Consider the following 17,889-nt stretch of genomic DNA (forward strand, 5'->3'; position numbering starts at 1 on the left):
ACGTGAGGTCATGCACGCGCTGGGCAATGAGCACCTGAGCAAGGCGGAGTGGCGTGACCGGCTGGCGCGCGCACGGGCGGACCAGACCGCCGAATCGCACGCCCGAGAAGCTTCGGCACTGGTCAGCGCGGTGTCGAAGGTCACATCCGGGACGGTGTGCGCGTACCTGCCCTTCGGCACCGAACCGGGGACGACGGCGCTCGTCGACGCGCTCGCGGCCGGGGGCGCGCGGGTGTTGCTGCCGGTCATCGTCTCGCGCGCGGACCCGCTCGACTGGGCCGAGTACACCGGCGAGGCCGATCTCGTGCCGTCCCGGTTCCGCGGGATCCGCGAACCGGGCGGGAAACGCCTGGGTACCGAGGCCGTGGGGGCCGCGGAGCTGATCTTGGTGCCCGCACTGGCCGTCGACCACCGGGGCGTCCGGCTCGGGCGGGGTGCCGGCCACTACGATCGCTCGCTGGTGTTCGCCGCGGCCGGGGTGGCGCTGCTGGCCGTCGTCCGCGACGAAGAGCTGGTCGAACGGCTGCCCGGCGAACCCCACGACGTGCGCATGAGCGGGGCTCTGACGCCGGGTCGAGGCGTGCTCGACCTGCCGATGTGAGCAACGTGGAATTGCTTTCGGGGAATGTTTTCCAGCACAATCAGGTTGGCACTCTGGTCGGATGAGTGCCAGCAAAGGAGCCCTCAGTGCCTACGTACCAGTACGCCTGCAAAGAATGCGACCACCGGTTCGAAGCCGTGCAGTCGTTCTCGGACCCCAGCCTGACCGTGTGCCCGCAGTGCTCCGGCACGTTGCGCAAGGTGTTCAGCTCGGTCGGCGTGGTCTTCAAGGGCAGCGGGTTCTACCGCACCGACTCGCGCGACTCGAGCAAGTCGAGCACCGCGTCGACCCCGTCGAAGACCGAGACCAAGACGGAGTCGAAGTCCGAGTCCAAGTCCGACACGAGCTCGGCATCCTCCTCCTCGGGTACGACGAAAACCACCGCCGCCGCCTCCTGACCGGCGAGGTTGTCCACAACACCCCGGTTGTCCACAGGTGCCGGATCCGGCCCTTCCGGCGGCCGGTCCGGCTTCCCTAACGTCGATCTCGTGCGGCACACCGCCGCACCCGATCCGACCGAGGGGGCACCGTGGACCTGGCGGCGAAGTTCCGCACTCCTGATCTGACCCGGCTGCGAGGCCGGCGGGCTCGGCTCGTCCGCCGCTGGCTCGCCGTAGGCCTGCTGCTGGCCGGTGCGCTGCTGTTCGCGCACCCCGGTTCCGCACGGGGCGCACCGACGACTCCGACCGTCGTCGCGGCGCACGACCTCCCTTCCGGCGCGGCTCTGCGCGCTCTCGACGTCCGACTGGCCGACCTCCCCGATTCCGCACGTCCGGCGGGGGCGCTGAGCTCGCTGGACGGCGTCGACGGCCACCTGCTGGCGGGCGCCGTCCGCGCCGGCGAACCCCTGACCGACGTCCGGCTGGCGACGACCATCCCCGGCTCGGGTGATCCGACGTCGGCGACAGTGCCGGTGCGCCTGGCCGACGCCGGCGTCGCCGAGTTGCTGGAGCCAGGCCGGCGCGTGGACGTCGTCGCGGCGCCGGAACCGGGCGTACCCGCGTCCGTGCTGGCCGGCGGCGCGACGGTGGTGGCGGTCGGACAGCGGGAGGCGTCCGCGGCGAAAGGTCCGCTCGTCCTGCTCCGGCTCCCGGCGGCGATCGCGACGAGGGTGGCGGCGATTTCACTGGAGCGTCCGGTAACGGTTACTCTCCGCTAGCCCACCCCCTGTTCGTGAGGAGAGCAAGTTGTTCAAGGGTTTCAAGGACTTCCTGATGCGCGGCAACGTCGTGGACCTCGCCGTCGCGGTGGTCATCGGCTCGGCGTTCACGGCCATCGTCACGGCGTTCACCACCGGCCTCATCAAGCCGCTGATCAGCACGATCGGCGGCACGGACGCCGCTCAGGGCCTCGGCTACCAGATCTTCGACAACAACAAAGCCACGTTCTTGGACATCGGCAGCGTGATCAACGCTGCGATCAACTTCGTGCTGGTCGCGGCAGTGGTCTACTTCGTGATCGTGCTGCCGGTGAAGCACGTGCAGGAGCGCCGCAAGCGCGGCCAGGAGCCGGGCCCGTCCGAGCCGACCGACGTCGAGCTGCTGATCGAGATCCGCGACCTGCTGCGAGCCCAGGCCCAGCGCGACAACGGCCGCGGCTGAGCGGGATCAGCGATCGTGGTGCGGCGGCCGGTTCTCCCGGTACCAGTCGTCCGGGAGCCCGGTACGCCGGTCGGGATCGCGCTCGTCGGAGGTCGTCTCGGGCAGGACGTCCCCGAAGATCTCATCGACCCGCCGGCGCCGCTCACTGCTGGCCTGGGGATCACGCTGCTGACCGGACATGCCCCCAGTCTCCCACGACGCGTTGATTGACAACTCCAGAGCGAAGTTCACCCCCGGCGGCGCCTCGTCCCGCCGCCCGCGGATCTGCTCCTCGCTGTGGAGGAACCCGGCGCGCGGCTCCGAGCAGCCGGCCCGGTCAGTCCTCGACGAGGGCGTCGAGCCGCTCCCGCTGTTCCTGGCTCAACTGGAGCCCGGCCGCGGCGACGTTCTCCTCCAGGTGCGCGATCCGGCCCGTCCCCGGAATCGGCAGGATCACCGGCGACCGCGCCAGCAGCCAGGCGAGCGCGACCTGCGCGGCGGTGGCACCCAGCTCGGCGGCAACACCGGCGATCGCACCCGCGTCGGCCGTCGCGGGAGCCACCGGCCGCCAGGGCAGGAACGCGATGCCCGCCTCGGTGCACGCCCGCAGCACCGGCTCGTGCTCCCGGTCGAGCACGCTGTACCGGTTCTGCACGCTGACGATCTCGACGAGCTCCCGGGCGCGGGCCAGCTCGTCGACGGTCACCTCGGACAGCCCGATCCGCCCGACCTTCCCGGCGGCCTGGAGCTCCCGCAGCGTGCCGAGCTGGTCGGCGAGCGGCGTCCCCGGGTCGATGCGGTGCAGCTGGAGCAGGTCGATCCGCTCCACCCGAAGGCGGCGCCGCGCCTGCTCGACCTGCTCACGCAAGATCGAGGGCCGGGCGTCGAGCCGCCACTCGCCGCCGGGTCCGGTGCGCGCGACCCCCACCTTCGTGGTGATCACCAGCTCGTCCGGGTAGGGGTACAACGCCGACGCGAGCAGTTCTTCGTTGGCTCCGCCGCCGTAGAGGTGAGCGGTGTCGATCAGCGTGACACCCAGCTCGACGGCCCGCCGCGCGACGGCGATCGCCTGGTCTCGCGCGGAGTCCACCGGCAGGTGCATCGCCCCGAAGCCGAGGCGGCGCACCTCCAGGTCTCCGCCGATCCGGAAGTGCGAAGGGATCAGACCTCTTCGAGGCCCGACAGCTCGTCGATCACGTGCGGTACGAGCGAGGTCAGCGTCGCCATCCCGTCGCGCACCGCGGACCGCGATCCGGCGAGGTTGACCACCAGCGTGCTCCCCGACACCCCGGCGAGCCCCCGCGAAATCCCCGCGTCCACGGCCCCGGCGGCGAGCCCGGACGCCCGGATGGCCTCGCTGATGCCGGGGATCGGCCGGTCGAGCACCCCGGCGGTGGCGTCCGGCGTGCGGTCACGCGGCAGCACACCGGTGCCGCCGACCGTGATCACCAGGTCGGCGCCGCCGATCACGGCGGTGTTGAGCGCGTTGCGGATACCCGCGGTCTCGGCCTCGACGACCACGACACCGTCGACGATGAAACCCGCTTCTTCGAGCAGTTCCGTGACCAGCGGGCCAGTGGTGTCCTCGTGCTCGCCGTGCGCCACGCGATCGTCCACGATGACCACGAGGGCCCGGCCCAGCCGTTGTGCACTCCGTTCCATGGCGCCCACCGTAGTCGGTTTCGGGCACCCGGCGCCGGGAGGTGCCGGGTGAGTTCTGACGATTCCGTGACGTGCCCGCGCGCGGCCGGGCACGCCGGTCCGCGGCCCCCTAGCCTGACCGGTGTGCGCGTACTGGTCACCGGCGGAGCCGGGTTCATCGGGTCCCACATCGCCGATCTGCTGGCGGACGACGGCGACGAGGTCGTGGTGCTCGACAACCTCCTCCCGACGGCCCACGGCTCCCGCACCCCGCCGGCGTACACCGGCAGGCACCGGTTCCTGCGCGGCGACGTCACCGACACCGAGCTCGTCGCCGAGCTGCTGGACGGCGTCGACGCGGTGTGCCACCAGGCGGCGGTGGTCGGGCACGGCGTCGACCCGTCGGACGCGCCGTCGTACGCGCTGCACAACGACTACGGCACAGCGGTCCTGCTCGCCGGGATGCACGCGGCCGGGGTGCGGAAACTGGTGCTGGCGTCGTCGATGGTCGTCTACGGCGAAGGCCGGTACGAGTGCCCGGACCACGGCGTCGTCCCGCCGTCACCGCGCCGCGCGTCCGATGTGGACGCCGGCCGGTTCGAGCCGCGCTGCCCGGCCTGCGACGCCGAGCTGAGCTGGCGGCTGGTGCCCGAGGACGCGCCGCTGAACCCCCGCAGCACGTACGCGGCGGCGAAGCTCGCGCAGGAACACCTGGCCGGCGCGTGGGCACGCCAGACGGGCGGCAGCGTGTGGGCAATGCGCTACCACAACGTCTACGGCCCGCGGATGCCGCAGAACACCCCGTACGCGGGGGTGGCGTCGCTGTTCCGTTCGGCCCTGGAGCGCGGCGAAGCACCGGTGGTGCTGGAGGACGGCCGCCAGCAGCGCGACTTCGTGCACGTCCACGACGTCGCCAGGGCAAACGTCCTGGCTCTCCGGACAGCCGGCCCGCCGGGCGACCTGACACCGCTCAACATCTGCTCCGGCACCCCGCACACGGTCGGCGAACTGGCCGAAGAACTGGCACGCGCCTGCGCCGGCCCGAAGCCGAAGGTGGCCGGCGGCGCGCGCCCGGCCGACGTCCGCCACGTGGTCGCCAACCCGGCTCGCGCCCGCGAACTGCTGGGCTTCACCGCGGAGATCGGCTTCGAAGAGGGAATCGCCGACTTCGCAACGGCCGAACTGCGTGCCCCGGTCTGACAGGTGCAGGTCCGCTCGGTGCCGGGGAACAACGACGACAATCGAAGTGGAACCGGCCGGGCCGGATCGGGCCTGGTCGTGCGACGAACTGCGCGACCCGGTCTAGGACATCGCCAGCGGCAGCCGCACCTCGAACCGGCATCCCGGCCCGTGGTTGTGGACGCCGATCTTCCCGCGGTGGGCCTCGACGAGCCCCTTGGTGATCGCCAGCCCGAGCCCACCGCCACTGGTCGTCCCGCCACGCTCCGGCGTCCGGGCCTGGGTCCCGCGGAAGGCGACGTCGAAAACCCGGCTGATCTCGTCGTCGGGGATGCCGCCGCAGGAGTCGTCGACGGCCAGCAGGGCCTCGTCGCCGTCGACGCCGATCTGCACCGCCACCGTCCCGTCGGGCGGGGTGTGCCGGATCGCGTTGGACACCAGGTTCCGCACGATCCGGGCCAGTTCCGGGTCGCTCCCGGTCACGACCGGCCAGGTCGACGCGTTGGCGAGCACCCGCACGCGCTTGCGCTCGGCGACCGGCGACTGGGCGGCGACCGCGTCGCTGACGACGTCCCGCAGCGGCACCGCGGACATGGTGAGCTCGAGGGCGCCGGCGGTGATGCGCGAGAGCTCGAACAGGTCGCCGACCATCGCGGACAGGCGCCTGGTCTCGCCGCCGATCCGCTGGGCGTAGTCGGCGACCTCGTCGCGTTCGGACACCACGCCGTCGGCCAGCGCCTCGGCCATCGCCTGGATGCCCGCCAGGGGGCTGCGCAGGTCGTGGCTGATCCACGCGACCAGCTCGCGCCGCGACGCCTCGGCCGCGCGCTCGCGGTTGCGTGCCTCCCGCTCCCACACGCTGCGGCGCGCGATCGCCCGGCCGAGGATGATCGCCGCCGGCACGGTGCCCACGGCGACGAGCAGGCAGACCAGCAGCATCGTGGTCAGCGCCGGGGTGAACATGAACCCGCTGACGCCCAGGACGCCGACCAGCGTCGAGAGCACCGGGATCAGCACCAGCACCGTGAGCGTGGTGGCCAGCGAGCCGCGGCGGAGGAAGTAGAGCACGACCCCGCCGAGCGCGGCGATCGGCAAGGAGAAGAGCAGCGCCAGCGGCAGGATGTGCCAGAGGTGCGTCAACGTCTCCGCGAAGGACTCGCCAGGTTCGATCACGGCTGCTCCCGGTCGTAGCGGTAGCCGACACCCCACACCGTCGCCACCCGGGCCGGCTTGGCCGGGTCGCGCTCGATCTTCTCGCGCAACCGTCGCACGTGGACGGTCACCGTGGACTGGTCGCCGAAGTCCCAGCCCCACACCTTCTCGAGCAGGTCCGCGCGCGAGTAGGCGACGCCGGGGTGGGCGAGGAAGAACGCGAGCAGATCGAATTCGCGCGAAGTCAACGGCAGTTCGCGGCCGGCGAGCGTCGCGGTGCGCGCGGTCATCTGCAGGCGCAGGTCGCCGTCCGACAGTTCGGCGGCGGCCGGCACCGGCCGCGGCATCCGCGCGCGGCGCAGCACCGAGGCGACGCGCAGGGCGAGTTCCTTGGGGCTGAACGGTTTCGTGACGTAGTCGTCGGCGCCGAGCTGGAGCCCGGCGATCCGGTTCTCCTCCTCGCCGAGGGCGGTGAGCATGACGATCGGCACCTGGCTGACCTGGCGCAGCCGCTTGCACACCTCGAGGCCGTTGATCCCCGGCATCATGACGTCGAGGACGACTAGGTCCGGCTCGTGGGCGGCGAACTGGGCCAGCCCTTCGGCGCCGTCGCCGGCCTGGTCGACGGTGAACCCGGCCACCTCGAGGTAGCGGCGCACGACGTCGCGGACCGTCTCGTCGTCGTCGACCACGAGCACGCGCCCGGCCTGATCGTTCATCACGTCTCCCTCACCAGCCGGTCAGCAGCAGGTGGTTGACCGCCAGCGCCGTCACGGCTTGCGCGGCGAGCCACCATCGGCGCCCGGGCCGCGGCAGCAGGGCCGTCATCGGCAGCAACCACATCCCGAACGGTAGCCAGATCCGTTCGGTCTCGGCTTTCGACAGGCCCGAGACGTCGGCGAACACGATGGTGAGCAGGGCGGCGGCACCGAGCAGCAGCACCGGGTCGGAAAGCAGGCCACGACCTCCCCCGGCGAAGCCTCGCCGGACGGCGGCCACCACCGCGGGGCCCAGCGCGACGACCACCGCCGCCAGATCCGCCCAGACCCAGTACGAGTAGGGCCGGACGAGCGCGACGCCCTGGTAGTAGCGCTCCACGACCAGGTGGTAGCCGTCGAGCCACCAGAAGCCCGCCCACGCGAAGATGCCGACGACGGCCAGCGCCGCCGCGACGGCCAGGGCGGCGGCCCGCCACTGCCGGCCGAGGACGGCCACGGCGAGCGCGAGCAGGCCGAGCAGCACCAGGCCGTACGAGAGGAAGATCCCGAAGCCGAGCAGCACACCGGCGGCCAGCCCGGCCGGGACGGCGTACCGGCGGCCCACGCTGAACCCCTTCGCGGACAACGCGAGCAGCGCCAGCCCGGTCGCGGTCGTCCCGGCGAACAGGCCGTCCGCCGAGACGCCGATCCACACCGCGCCGGGCGTCAGGACGGCGAAGGGCAGCACCGCGCGAGCCGCGTCGGGCCGGCCGAGCAGGGCAACGGTGGCGGGCAGGGCGACCGCGACCAGGCTGCCGACGAGCACGACGGCCGTCGCGGCCCAGGCGCCGCCGTGCAGGCCGAGCCGGTCGAGCCAGACGAAGACGAGCGTCGCGCCCGGCGGGTGGCCGGACACGTGCGTCGTCCACGAGTCCGGCTGGAAGTCGAGGATGCGGGAGGAGAACTCGCGCAGCATCCGCGGGATGTCGGTGATGCCGGGCACCTCGTGGAGGTACTCCTGCGGAATGGTCAGCCGGCCGGCGAACCCGCGGGACCAGCCGTCGACCATCGACAGCGAGAAGATCCAGGCCAGGGAAGCCAGGTAGCCGGCGGCGAGCGCCCGGCGCCACGGCAGGCGGACGGCCAGCGCGGGGCCGTGGAGCACCACCGCGACGGCGATCAGCACGGCGAACACCGAGCCGGGGCCGACGTGCGGGAGCCAGTCGGCGAACAACGGCGGCGAGGACACGAAGATGACGACGCCGGAGTGCGGCCGGTTGTAGTACGAGCCGACCGCGGCGGCCGCGGCCACGAGCACCGCGGCCGCCACGACGGCCAGGAGATCGGCCCGGTGGGCGCGGCGCCCGGGTCGATCGGGTGGCGGGAGTTCGGGTTCGCGGGCAGGCGGCTCGGCGAGCCGGGCTGCCGGGTTCGGCTCGCTCATCGCTGTCCACCCTAGGTCCGCGGGCACGAACCCGCGGGGTCGCGCAGGCAGCTGTAACGAGCCGGTAAGAACTCGTCACTCGTCATGATTCAGTAAGGAGCGCAAGGGTTTTCCGCGATCCGTCCCGGACTTACGGTCGGCGCCGTGACTGACTCAGGAGTGGACGTCGTCCTCCCTTGCCTCGATGAAGCGGGCGCCCTGCCCGGAGTACTGGCCGGACTGCCGCCGGGCTACCGCGCGATCGTCGTCGACAACGGTTCGGCCGACGGCTCGCCCGAAGTGGCGGCCTCGCTGGGTGCGAAGGTCGTCCACGAACCGCGCCGCGGCTACGGCGCGGCCGTGCACACCGGGCTGGAGGCCGCCACCGCGGACATCGTGTGCTTCGCCGACGCCGACGGGTCCCTGGACCTCGGCGACCTGCCGCGGCTGGTGACCGCGGTCGAAGGTGGTGCCGACCTGGCCGTCGGGCGGCGGGTGCCGACCGGTCCCGGGGTGTGGCCGTGGCACGCGCGGGCCGGCAACGTCGTGCTGGCGCAGCTGTTGCGGGGCCGCGGGTTGCCGGTGCGGGACATCGCGCCGCTGCGGGCCGCGGACCGGCGGGCGCTGCTCGGCCTCGGCGTCACGGACCGGGCTTTCGGCTACCCGCTCGAGCTGCTGATCAAGGCTCAGCGCGCCGGCTGGCGGGTGCGCGAGTTCGACGTCCGGTACGGCGAGCGCGCCAAGGGGACGAAGTCGAAGGTGTCCGGCTCGGTGCGGGGCACGCTGCGCGCGGTCCGCGACTTCGGGCGGGTGCTGGCGCGATGACGAATCGGTTCGTACTGCTGGTCGTGGCCAAGGCCCCGGTGCCGGGGCTTGCGAAGACCCGGCTCTGCCCACCGGCGACCCCGGCGCAAGCGGCGCAGATCGCCGCGGCCGCGTTGCTCGACACGCTCGACGCCGTGTGCGCTGTTCCCGGTGCCGCGCCCGTCGTCGCGATGACCGGCGACCTCGGCGCCGCCGCGCTGGCCACCGAAATCGGCCTGGCGCTGCGACGGGTGACCATGATCCCGCAGCGGGGCTGGGACTTCGGCGCCCGGCTGGCGAACGCCCACGCGGACGCCGCCGCGGTGCACGCGGGCCTGCCGATCCTGCAGATCGGCATGGACACCCCGCAGGTCACGCCGGAGTCCCTCGCCGCGGCGGCCGCGCCGGTCGTGCACGGCGGGGACGACTCTGTCCTCGGCCCGGCCGAAGACGGCGGCTGGTGGGCGCTCGGACTCGCCGATCCGCGGCACGCGCAGGCCCTCGCGGGCGTCCCGATGTCCCGTGACGACACCGGCGAACGCACCTTGCGCGCGCTCACCGCGTGCGGGCTGCGACCGCGCCAGGCCGCGCGACTGTCCGATGTGGACACCATGGCGGACGCTCGCGCGGTGGCGGCGACGTGTCCGGACGGCCGGTTCGCGCGCGCCGTCGCGGCGGTCGCGGGGCGGGCGGTCGCATGAAGACGGCACTCATCGGCAACGAGTTCGACCGCGGCCTGCTGGGCCACCGGTGCTGGCTCGAACTGGCCACCGGCGAGCGGGTCGACCTGCCGGTCGAACGGTGGACGGCGGCGTCGGAGGGCGACGAGGTCCTGCTCGACGCCTGCGCCGGCCCGACTCTCGACATCGGCTGCGGTCCGGGCCGGCTCACCGCGGCCCTCGCCGCCCGCGGGGTCGTCGCGCTGGGCGTGGACAGCTCTCGCACGGCCGTCCGGCTGACTCGCCGCCGCGGCGGGAGTGCGTTGCACCGCAACGTCTTCCACCACGTTCCCGGCGAAGGACGGTGGCGGCACGCCCTGCTCGCCGACGGCAACATCGGCATCGGCGGCGATCCCGTGGGCCTGCTGCGGCGGGCGGCGCAGCTGATCGCCGGCGACGGTGACGTCCTCGTCGAGCTGGAACCGCCGGGGCACGGGCTGCGACACGAACGTGTCCGGCTGCGGCCCGGGCACGCCGACGGCGCCTGGTTCACCTGGGCGTGGGTCGGCGTGGACGCGATCGCCGAGGTGGCCATGCGCGCGGGGCTGCGCGTCGGCTGGACCACCCGGCACGGCCACCGCTGGTTCGCGCGGTTGGAGCGGTCGTGAAGCTGCCGATCCCGAAGGAAGAACACTTCACGGCACCGGCGCACGACGAGCGCGTGACGTCGAAGATCGGCCTGGCGCTGGCGGTCACGTTCACGACGTGCTTCGTGACCGGCCTGATCAGCCACCTGATCCAGCACCCGCCGGAGTGGTTCTTCTGGCCCAGCCGGCCGGTCGGGCTCTACCGCGTGACGCAGGGGCTGCACGTGATCTCCGGCGTGGCGTCGATCCCGCTGCTGCTGGCGAAGCTGTGGAGCGTCTACCCGAAGCTGTTCGGCCGGCCGCTCGTCCGTTCGCTGCCGCACGCCCTGGAGCGCCTGTCGATCCTCGTGCTCTCGGGTGCGGCGTTCTTCGAGCTGACGACCGGGCTGCTGAACGTCGCGCAGAACTACCCGTGGGGCTTCTACTTCCCGCAGGTGCACTACGCGGTCGCGTGGCTGGCGATCGGGTCGATCCTGGTGCACGTCGCGGTGAAGCTGCCGGTGATCCGGCGCGCGCTCAGCCGCGGCACACCCGAGGAGGAGCCACCGGCCGCCGGGCTGTCCCGGCGCGGGTTCCTGCGGACCACCGGGCTCGCGACCGGAGTCGCGGTCGTCGCCACGGCGGGTGCGACCGTCCCGTTCCTGCGCGGGATCTCCGGCCTCGCCTGGAAGACGGGCAAGGGCACGCAAAACCTCCCGGTGAACCGGACGGCGGCGGCCGCGGGCGTCACGTGGTCGGCGTCCTGGCGGCTCTCGGTGGTGACCCCGCGCGGCACGACGAAGTTCTCGCTCGACGAGCTGCGCGCGCTCCCGCAGACGACCGCCGAGCTGCCGATCGCGTGCGTCGAGGGCTGGAGCCAGTCGGCGACCTGGCGGGGGATCTCGTTGCCGGTGCTGCTGAAAGCCGTCGGTGTGCCGCCGGGCACGGCCGTGCGGGTGTCCTCTTCGGAGCGGTCCGGGCTGTACGGCGTCAGCGTCCTGCCCGGCGAGCACACGGCCGACGAGCTGACGCTGCTCGCGCTGGAGCTGAACGGCGAGGAGCTCGACCTCGACCACGGCTTCCCGTGCCGGATCATCGCCCCGAACCGGCCCGGGGTGCTGCAGACGAAGTGGGTCACGAAGCTGGAGGCGCTGTGAAGACCGCTCGCGCTCTGCTCGCCCTGCCGGGCCTCGCGGCGCTGGCGTGGGGTGTGGTGCTGTTCGTCGAGTACGCGTTCCCGTTGCGCCCGGACGTGTTCGGCGCGGTCGGCTGGATCGTCGGCGGCCCGCTGGTCAACGACGGCGTCGTCGCCCCGCTGACGGCGGTGCTCGGCATCGTCCTGGCCCGCGTCCTCCCGCGCCCGTGGAAGGTCCCGGTGGTCATCGGCACGGTCATCACCGGAGTCCTGCTGATCCTGGCGTTCCCGCTGCTCTGGCGCCCGTACGGAACCCCGCCGATGCCCGGCCTCCACGACGGGAACCCGGCCCTGGGCCTGGCCCTGACGTTGGCCGCGGTCTGGCTCCTGGTGGCCTTGACCCCGCTGGCCCGCCGTGTCGTCCCCTCAATCACGCGTGTCGCCCCTCCAGACACACGTGATGCCCCTCCAATCACGCGCGATGCCCCCTCAATCACGCGAGATGCCCCGCAGGACACGCGAACCGACCCTCCAGGTACGCCGGCCGACCCTCCAGGTACGCCCGCCGACCCTCCGGGCGCCTGAACCCGGCCACAAATGCGGCCACGCGCGACCGGCATCGAATGCCTGATCGCGCGTGGCCTTGTGGGTCCGGCCCCGAGATGCGGGGGTCGAGCCAGTGCTGGTCTCGGCCGCGCCAAGGCGGCCGAGCGTCTGGAAGGGATCAGTTGGCCGGGACGGGCTGTCCGCCGAGGGTCACCTCGACCGTGCGGCCGTCGGAGAGGGTGAACGTCGCCTTCTCGTCCGGGGCGCGGGTGCGAATCGCGGCGACCAGCGTGTCGGACGTGTCGATGTTCCGGTCGTCGATCTTCGTCACGATGTCGCCGGACTTGAGGCCGGCCTTCTCCGCCGGGCTGCCGGCGGTGATGGCGCCGAGCTTCGCGCCGCCCTGCGGGGCGTCCGTGACCTGCGCGCCGATGTAGGTCTGCACCGCCTGGCCGGTCTTGATGATCGTGTCCGCGGTGCGGCGGGCCTGGTCGATCGGGATGGCGAACCCGATGCCGACGTTGCCGCTCTCGGAACCGCCCTGGCCCTGGCCGGACGCCGACTGCGGGCTGTAGATCGCCGAGTTGATGCCGATGACCTGGCCGGCCATGTTCGACAGCGGCCCGCCCGAGTTGCCCGGGTTGATCGCGGCGTCGGTCTGGACGGCGTCCATCACCGTCTCCTGGCTGGCCTGGCCGCCACCCGCGCGCACCGGCCGGTGCAGCGAGCTGACGATGCCCGAGGTGACCGTGCCGGCCAGCTCGAACGGCGAGCCGATGGCGACGACCGACTGGCCGACCTTCAGGTCGTCGGACCGGCCGATCTCGACCGGAGTCAGGTTGTTGACGCCGTCGACCTTGACGACCGCGATGTCGGTCGTCGGGTCGCGGCCGACGACCTTGGCGGCGGCCTTCTTGCCGTCCTGGAACACGGCCTGGATCTGGCCGCCGTTCGCGGCGACCTCGACGACGTGGTTGTTGGTCAGGATGTAGCCGTCGGTGCTGATGACGAACCCCGAGCCCTCGCCGGCCCCCTGCTGCCCGCTGACCTGCAGCTCGACGACGCTCGGCGACAGCTTCTGCGCGACCGCCTCGACCGAGCCCGCGGGGGCGTTGCCGGTCTGCTGGGCCGGCTTCGGCGCGTCGAGCGCGTTGCTCGCCGGGCCGCCGGACGAGCCGCCGGTGAGGTACCCGACCGCCCCGCCCGCGACGCCGCCGACGAGCAGCGCCACCAGCGCGACGCCGGCGAGCAGCTTCCCGCCGGACCGCTTCGGCTGAGCGGGCGGCGCCGGCGGCACGCCGTAGACGGACGTCCCGGACTGCGCGTACGGGTTGGGGTTCGGCGGCGGGTAGACGCTCTGCTGGGTCGAGCCCGACGGGGTCCCCGGTGCGGACCAGGGGCTGGGGTTCGGCGCCCCGTAGGACGGATCGGCCCCGGTCACCGCGTGGTAGGACGGCTCCGGCGCCGAGTACTGCGGCGTACCGCCGGACTCGGGTGTGGCGGCCTGGTCACCGTACGGGCTCCCCGCCCAGCCGCCCTGAGCGGCCTGCTGGCCGGTCTCGGGGTGCCGCGGCGCCGCGGGGTCCTGCGCGCTGGGGTCGTTCTCGGTCATGTCATCACCTTGCGGGACGGTCCTGAGAGGTTCCTGAGCCGAACCTGTGCATCGGAGATGAGTATGGCCGGATCAGCCCGCCGCGCGGAGCTTTTCCGCGATCTGCTCCGGCGTCGCGTCGTTGACCCACACCGCCATGCCCGATTCGGACCCCGCCAGGTACTTCAGCTTGTCCTTGGCGCGCAACACGGAAAACAGTTCCAGGTGAAGCCAGCCGAGCTCGCGGTCGCGGCGCACGGGCGCCTGGTGCCACGCCGCGATGTACGGCAGTGGCCGGTCGTACAGCGCGTCACACCGGCGCAGGACGTCGAGGTAGACGTCGGCGAAGTCGTCACGCTCGGCGTCGGTCAGGGCGGGGATGTCCGGAACCTGCCGGTGGGGCACCACGTGCACCTCGATCGGCCACCGTGCCGCCGGCGGCACGTACGCCGTCCAGTGCTCGCCGGACGCCACCACGCGCGCACCGGACTTCCGCTCGGCGGCCAGCACGTCGCCGAGCACCGGGCGGCCGTGCTCGGCCTGGTAAGCGCGGGCGACGTCGAGCATCCGCTCGGTCTTCGGCGTGACGAACGGGTAGCCGTAGATCTGCCCGTGCGGGTGCGACAGCGTGACGCCGATCTCCTCGCCGCGGTTCTCGAACGGGAAGACCTGTTCCACACCGGGCACTTCGGACAGTGCGGCCGTGCGGTCGGACCACGCGTCGACGACCGCGCGCACCTGCTTCGCGCTCAGCCGCGAGAAAGCGCCGTCGTGGTCGCTGGTGAAGCAGACGACCTCGCAGCGCCCGCGTCCGGGCCGCGTCGGCACCAGCCCGGCACCATCCACAGTGGACGGCTCGCCGATGACATCCTCGGCGAAGGAAGGGAAGCGATTCTCGAAGACGACGACGTCGTAGTCGCTTTCGGGGATCTCGCTCGGTTTGCCGGGTTTGCTCGGGCACAGCGGACAGAGGTCGGCCGGCGGCTTGTAGGTCCGCGTCTGCCGGTGGGCGGCCATCGCGACCCACTCGCCGGTCAGCGGGTCCAGCCGGATCTCCGACGCGGCCGCGACGGGCGGCAGGTCGCGGGTGTCCTCGGCGACGCGATCGGGCGCGCCGGGCTGGTCGAAGTAGATGATCTCCCGGCCGTCGGCCAGGTGGCGTACGGTGCGCTTCACGCTTCTTCGGCCTCGACTGTCTCCGCCGTTTCGGCGATCATGAGTTCCGTTGCCCTTTCGGCGAGTATTTCCTTGGCCTCGTCGGAGATCCCGTCATCGGTGACGACGACGTCGGCCTCGTCCAGGTCGGCGATCGTGGAGATCCCGACGGTGCCCCACTTGGTGTGGTCGGCGAGCACGACGAGCTTGCGCCCGGCCTCGACCAGCGCGCGGTCGGTCTCGCTCTCGGTGAGGTTCGGCGTCGTGAAGCCCGGCCCGTCGGCCATCCCGTGCACGCCGAGGAAGACGACATCGAGGTGCAGCGACCGCAGGCTGTGCACGGCGACCGGCCCGACCAGCGCGTCCGACGGCGTCCGCACCCCGCCGGTGAGCACGACGGTGCGATCCGGCTGCGTCGACCCGCGGAGCACGTCGGCGACCTGGATCGAGTTGGTCACGATGGTGAGCCCCGGGATGGCGTCGAGCGCGCGGGCGAGCGTCCACGTGGTGGTGCCGGCGGAGATGCCGATCGCGGTGCCGGGCCGCACGAGCGTCGCGGCGAGCTCGGCGATGGCTTCCTTTTGCGCGCGCTGGCGCACGGACTTGGCCTCGAAGCCGGGTTCGTCGGTGCTCTTGCCGACGATCGAAGTGGCACCGCCGTAGACCTTCTCGACGAGCCCGCGCCCGGCGAGGACGTCGAGGTCGCGGCGCACCGTCATGTCGGAGACACCCAGCCTGGTCACGAGGTCACTGACCCGGACCGCTCCGGTCCGGCGTGCCTCTTCCAGGATCACCGCCTGTCGCTGACGCGCCAGCACCGCTCAACTCCGTCCCCGTCACACCCCAACCACACAAAATCCTACACGATTCAACACGGTATCCGCAGGGTCGACGTGGGTGAACTTCGAAAGACCAGGTCACGGAGTCCAGGCGACAGCGTGGACTAACAACACCACGACGGGGTCAGCCGGGCGCCCCCGGCAGCCGGATCGTCATCAGCGCGCCGCCCTCGGGCGCCCGCGCCGCGTACACCGCGCCGCCGTGCCGCTCGGCCGCGTGCTTGACGATCGCCAGGCCGAGGCCCGAACCGGGCAGCGTCCGCGCCTCCGACGAGCGGTAGAAGCGGTCGAACACCTTGGGCAGGTCCTCCTCGGCGATGCCCGGGCCGGCGTCGGCGACCTCGACCACGGCGGTGCCGTCGCCGAGCGGGTACAGCCGCACCCAGACCGTCGCGTCCGGCGGCGAGAACTTCACCGCGTTGTCGAGCAGGTTCAGCACGGCCCGCTCGATCGAGCTGTTGTCGCCGGTGAGCACCCACGGCTGCAGCGAGACGTCGAAGTTGATCTCGCCCGCACGCCGTCGCGCCCGGTCGAGCGCGCGCTCGACGACGTCCAGCAGCTCGACGCGCTCGAAGCGTTCGCGCGGCTCGTCCTGGCGCGCGAGCTCGACGAGGTCGCCGATGAGCTGCGTCAGCTCGTCGAGCTGGCCGCTGATGTCGGCGACGATGTCCACGCGGTCGGCGTCCGGCAGCGGCGGCGCGCCCGGCTTGCTCGCGGCGAGCAGCAGCTCGAGGTTGGTGCGCAGCGACGTCAACGGCGTCCGCAGCTCGTGTCCCGCGTCCGCGACCAGCTGGCGCTGGCGTTCCTGCGAGTCCGCGACCGTGCCGAGCATGGTGTTGAAGCTCGTGGTGAGGCGCGCCAGCTCGTCGTCGCCGCTGACCGGGATCGGCCGCAGGTCGCCGGTTTTGGCGACGCGCTCGGCGGCCGAGGTCAGCCGGTCGACCGGGCGCAGGCCGGTCCGCGCGACCGCCGTCCCCGCCGCGGCGGCGACCAGGATGCCGGCGCCGCCGATCAGGAACAGCACCAGCGCGAGCTCGTTCAGCGTGCGCTTGGTCGGCTGCATCGACTGGGCGAGCACGATGGCCTCGCCGTGCCCGGTGGGCAGCGCGACGACCCGGCTGTCGGTGCGGAAGTCCGTCCGCATCGACTCCGGTGAATCCCCGTTCGCCACGTTCAGCTCGTCCTGGCCGAACGGCGGCGCCGAGCTCGAGAGCGGGTAGGTCATCACGGCGTGCTGGACGTCGGGCGCGGCGGTGAGCTGCCCGATCTGCAGGTCGGCGCTGGCCAGGAACGCGCCGGGCACCTGCCGCAGCTCGGTCTGCACCTGGGGCGACGCGACGGCCGCCTGGGCGCGCGCCATCAGGCCGTCGTCCAGCTGCTGGTAGAGGTTGCTGCGCACGACCATGTACGCGCCGAGCGACACCAGCGCGACGGCGCCGGCGACACAGGCGGCGGCGAGCAGCGTCACCCGGCCGCGCAGCGAGAACCGGCGCGTCCCCCAGCGCGTGCCGCGAGGATCGCCGGGTTCGGTCACGGCGGGGTTTCCCTCAGGACGTACCCCACTCCCCGCACCGTATGGATCAGCCTCGGCTCCCCCTCGGCCTCCGTCTTGCGGCGCAAGTAGCCGACGTAGACCTCCAGCGCGTTGCCCGACGTCGGGAAGTCGTAACCCCATACTTCCTCCAGTATCCGGCCCCGCGTGAGGACGTGCTTCGGGTAGGAAAGGAACAGTTCCAGCAGTGCGAACTCGGTCCGGGTCAGGCTGATCTCGCGGCCGTCGCGGCGGACCTCGCGCGTGCCCGGGTCGAGCGTCAGGTCCGCGAACGACAGCATCTCCGAGGCCTGGCCGTTCTGGGCCTCCGGGCTGGCGCGGCGCAGCAGCGCCCGCAGCCGGGCGAGCAGCTCTTCCAGCGCGAACGGCTTCGGCAGGTAGTCGTCGGCGCCGGCGTCCAGCCCGGACACCCGGTCGGAGACGGTGTCGCGCGCGGTGAGCACGAGGATCGGCAGGTCGTCGCCGGTGCTGCGCAGGCGGCGGGCCACCTCGAGGCCGTCGAGCCGGGGCATCATGACGTCGAGGACCATCGCGTCCGGACGGTCGGCGATGATCGCCTCCAGGGCTTGCGCACCGTCGCTGGCCAGCTGGACCTGGTAACCGTTGAACTCCAGGGACCGCCGGAGCGACTCACGGACGGCGCGGTCGTCGTCCACCACAAGGATGCGCATGGCGACAGTTTTACTCAGCGTGCTGAGACTCGCCTAA

The 17,889-nt window shown here is 72.5% G+C and carries 21 protein-coding genes; 10 read left to right on the plus strand and 11 right to left on the minus strand.

The window, feature by feature from the left end; genetic code table 11:
• Positions 1-10: 10 nt before the first annotated feature.
• The 4 genes from QSK39_RS06140 (at position 11) to mscL (ending at position 2,202) form a co-directional block, all read left to right on the plus strand.
• Positions 11-601, plus strand: a complete 591-nt coding sequence (locus tag QSK39_RS06140; protein ID WP_285476669.1) for a 5-formyltetrahydrofolate cyclo-ligase — start codon at positions 11-13, stop codon at positions 599-601.
• A gap of 86 nt (positions 602-687) precedes the next feature.
• Positions 688-999, plus strand: a complete 312-nt coding sequence (locus tag QSK39_RS06145; protein WP_285476670.1) for an FmdB family zinc ribbon protein — start codon at positions 688-690, stop codon at positions 997-999.
• 131 nt (positions 1,000-1,130) lie between these two features.
• Positions 1,131-1,760 carry an SAF domain-containing protein gene (locus tag QSK39_RS06150; RefSeq protein ID WP_285476671.1) on the plus strand — a complete coding sequence of 210 codons (630 nt, stop codon included), beginning with the start codon at positions 1,131-1,133 and terminating at the stop codon, positions 1,758-1,760.
• A gap of 28 nt (positions 1,761-1,788) precedes the next feature.
• Complete coding sequence (gene mscL, locus QSK39_RS06155) at positions 1,789-2,202, plus strand: large-conductance mechanosensitive channel protein MscL (RefSeq protein ID WP_285476672.1); 414 nt, start codon at positions 1,789-1,791, stop codon at positions 2,200-2,202.
• 6 nt (positions 2,203-2,208) lie between these two features.
• Here the strand turns inward: mscL and QSK39_RS06160 are convergent, their stop codons facing one another.
• The 3 genes from QSK39_RS06160 to QSK39_RS06170 all read right to left on the minus strand — a co-directional run bounded on the left by QSK39_RS06160 (position 2,209) and on the right by QSK39_RS06170 (position 3,843).
• Positions 2,209-2,382 carry a hypothetical protein gene (locus QSK39_RS06160; RefSeq protein WP_285476673.1) on the minus strand — a complete coding sequence of 58 codons (174 nt, stop codon included), beginning with the start codon at positions 2,380-2,382 and terminating at the stop codon, positions 2,209-2,211.
• Between the two features lie 136 nt (positions 2,383-2,518).
• Positions 2,519-3,307: an aldo/keto reductase gene (locus QSK39_RS06165; RefSeq protein WP_353051035.1), complete on the minus strand. Its 789-nt coding sequence runs from the start codon at positions 3,305-3,307 to the stop codon at positions 2,519-2,521.
• A 35-nt stretch (positions 3,308-3,342) separates the two neighbouring features.
• A complete protein-coding gene (locus QSK39_RS06170) occupies positions 3,343-3,843 on the minus strand; it encodes a MogA/MoaB family molybdenum cofactor biosynthesis protein (RefSeq protein ID WP_013230045.1) in 501 nt (166 codons plus the stop codon).
• A gap of 123 nt (positions 3,844-3,966) precedes the next feature.
• On the opposite strand from QSK39_RS06170, the gene QSK39_RS06175 reads away from it, so the two are divergent.
• Positions 3,967-5,022 (plus strand): NAD-dependent epimerase/dehydratase family protein, encoded by a 1,056-nt coding sequence (locus QSK39_RS06175; RefSeq protein ID WP_285476674.1) that lies wholly within the window; start codon positions 3,967-3,969, stop codon positions 5,020-5,022.
• A 102-nt stretch (positions 5,023-5,124) separates the two neighbouring features.
• On the opposite strand, the gene QSK39_RS06180 is transcribed toward QSK39_RS06175, so the two are convergent.
• Genes QSK39_RS06180 through QSK39_RS06190 form a run of 3 tightly spaced genes read right to left on the minus strand, consistent with a single transcriptional unit; the run spans position 5,125 to position 8,295 of the window.
• Positions 5,125-6,174 (minus strand): sensor histidine kinase, encoded by a 1,050-nt coding sequence (locus tag QSK39_RS06180; protein WP_284742838.1) that lies wholly within the window; start codon positions 6,172-6,174, stop codon positions 5,125-5,127.
• Positions 6,171-6,872 carry a response regulator transcription factor gene (locus QSK39_RS06185; protein WP_285476675.1) on the minus strand — a complete coding sequence of 234 codons (702 nt, stop codon included), beginning with the start codon at positions 6,870-6,872 and terminating at the stop codon, positions 6,171-6,173. Before QSK39_RS06185 ends, QSK39_RS06180 begins: the two co-directional genes overlap by 4 nt.
• A 10-nt stretch (positions 6,873-6,882) precedes the next feature.
• Complete coding sequence (locus QSK39_RS06190) at positions 6,883-8,295, minus strand: hypothetical protein (protein ID WP_285476676.1); 1,413 nt, start codon at positions 8,293-8,295, stop codon at positions 6,883-6,885.
• Positions 8,296-8,454: 159 nt separating this feature from the next.
• Here QSK39_RS06190 and QSK39_RS06195 point away from each other — a divergent pair, with 159 nt between their 5' ends.
• The 5 genes from QSK39_RS06195 to QSK39_RS06215 are packed head-to-tail and all read left to right on the plus strand — an operon-like array spanning position 8,455 to position 12,083.
• Positions 8,455-9,099, plus strand: coding sequence for a glycosyltransferase family 2 protein (locus QSK39_RS06195; protein ID WP_285477946.1), 645 nt, complete (start codon positions 8,455-8,457; stop codon positions 9,097-9,099).
• On the plus strand, positions 9,096-9,779 hold the full coding sequence (locus QSK39_RS06200; RefSeq protein ID WP_285476677.1) for a TIGR04282 family arsenosugar biosynthesis glycosyltransferase: 684 nt from the start codon (positions 9,096-9,098) through the stop codon (positions 9,777-9,779). Before QSK39_RS06195 ends, QSK39_RS06200 begins: the two co-directional genes overlap by 4 nt.
• The gene (locus QSK39_RS06205) at positions 9,776-10,405 is read left to right on the plus strand and encodes a methyltransferase domain-containing protein (protein ID WP_285476678.1); all 630 of its coding nucleotides are present in this window, start codon (positions 9,776-9,778) and stop codon (positions 10,403-10,405) included. Before QSK39_RS06200 ends, QSK39_RS06205 begins: the two co-directional genes overlap by 4 nt.
• A complete protein-coding gene (locus tag QSK39_RS06210; protein WP_285476679.1) occupies positions 10,402-11,520 on the plus strand; it encodes a molybdopterin-dependent oxidoreductase in 1,119 nt (372 codons plus the stop codon). The genes QSK39_RS06205 and QSK39_RS06210 overlap by 4 nt, the downstream gene beginning before the upstream one ends.
• Positions 11,517-12,083, plus strand: a complete 567-nt coding sequence (locus QSK39_RS06215; RefSeq protein ID WP_285476680.1) for a hypothetical protein — start codon at positions 11,517-11,519, stop codon at positions 12,081-12,083. The genes QSK39_RS06210 and QSK39_RS06215 overlap by 4 nt, the downstream gene beginning before the upstream one ends.
• A gap of 139 nt (positions 12,084-12,222) precedes the next feature.
• On the opposite strand, the gene QSK39_RS06220 is transcribed toward QSK39_RS06215, so the two are convergent.
• From QSK39_RS06220 to QSK39_RS06240, 5 genes are all read right to left on the minus strand, one after another.
• Positions 12,223-13,656, minus strand: a complete 1,434-nt coding sequence (locus QSK39_RS06220) for a trypsin-like peptidase domain-containing protein (RefSeq protein ID WP_285476681.1) — start codon at positions 13,654-13,656, stop codon at positions 12,223-12,225.
• A 72-nt stretch (positions 13,657-13,728) separates the two neighbouring features.
• Positions 13,729-14,811, minus strand: a complete 1,083-nt coding sequence (gene galT, locus QSK39_RS06225) for a galactose-1-phosphate uridylyltransferase (RefSeq protein WP_285476682.1) — start codon at positions 14,809-14,811, stop codon at positions 13,729-13,731.
• Positions 14,808-15,608 carry a DeoR/GlpR family DNA-binding transcription regulator gene (locus QSK39_RS06230; protein WP_285476683.1) on the minus strand — a complete coding sequence of 267 codons (801 nt, stop codon included), beginning with the start codon at positions 15,606-15,608 and terminating at the stop codon, positions 14,808-14,810. Before QSK39_RS06230 ends, galT begins: the two co-directional genes overlap by 4 nt.
• Positions 15,609-15,753: 145 nt before the next feature.
• Positions 15,754-17,163 carry a sensor histidine kinase gene (locus tag QSK39_RS06235; protein ID WP_285476684.1) on the minus strand — a complete coding sequence of 470 codons (1,410 nt, stop codon included), beginning with the start codon at positions 17,161-17,163 and terminating at the stop codon, positions 15,754-15,756.
• Complete coding sequence (locus tag QSK39_RS06240; protein ID WP_284742850.1) at positions 17,160-17,852, minus strand: response regulator transcription factor; 693 nt, start codon at positions 17,850-17,852, stop codon at positions 17,160-17,162. The genes QSK39_RS06235 and QSK39_RS06240 overlap by 4 nt, the downstream gene beginning before the upstream one ends.
• Positions 17,853-17,889 lie beyond the last annotated feature (37 nt).

Origin of the sequence: Amycolatopsis sp. NBRC 101858 (assembly GCF_030269325.1) — a bacterium.
GTDB lineage: Bacteria > Actinomycetota > Actinomycetes > Mycobacteriales > Pseudonocardiaceae > Amycolatopsis > Amycolatopsis ponsaeliensis.

Bases quoted from the DNA above. Each gene is read 5' to 3' on its own strand.
- QSK39_RS06140 (WP_285476669.1), top strand. From the start codon at position 11: ATGCACGCGCTGGGCAATGAGCACCTGAGCAAGGCGGAGTGGCGTGAC.
- QSK39_RS06160 (WP_285476673.1), bottom strand. From the start codon at position 2,382: ATGTCCGGTCAGCAGCGTGATCCCCAGGCCAGCAGTGAGCGGCGCCGG.
- QSK39_RS06170 (WP_013230045.1), bottom strand. From the start codon at position 3,843: ATGGAACGGAGTGCACAACGGCTGGGCCGGGCCCTCGTGGTCATCGTG.
- QSK39_RS06185 (WP_285476675.1), bottom strand. From the start codon at position 6,872: ATGAACGATCAGGCCGGGCGCGTGCTCGTGGTCGACGACGACGAGACG.
- QSK39_RS06190 (WP_285476676.1), bottom strand. From the start codon at position 8,295: ATGAGCGAGCCGAACCCGGCAGCCCGGCTCGCCGAGCCGCCTGCCCGC.
- QSK39_RS06200 (WP_285476677.1), top strand. From the start codon at position 9,096: ATGACGAATCGGTTCGTACTGCTGGTCGTGGCCAAGGCCCCGGTGCCG.
- QSK39_RS06205 (WP_285476678.1), top strand. From the start codon at position 9,776: ATGAAGACGGCACTCATCGGCAACGAGTTCGACCGCGGCCTGCTGGGC.
- QSK39_RS06220 (WP_285476681.1), bottom strand. From the start codon at position 13,656: ATGACCGAGAACGACCCCAGCGCGCAGGACCCCGCGGCGCCGCGGCAC.
- QSK39_RS06240 (WP_284742850.1), bottom strand. From the start codon at position 17,852: ATGCGCATCCTTGTGGTGGACGACGACCGCGCCGTCCGTGAGTCGCTC.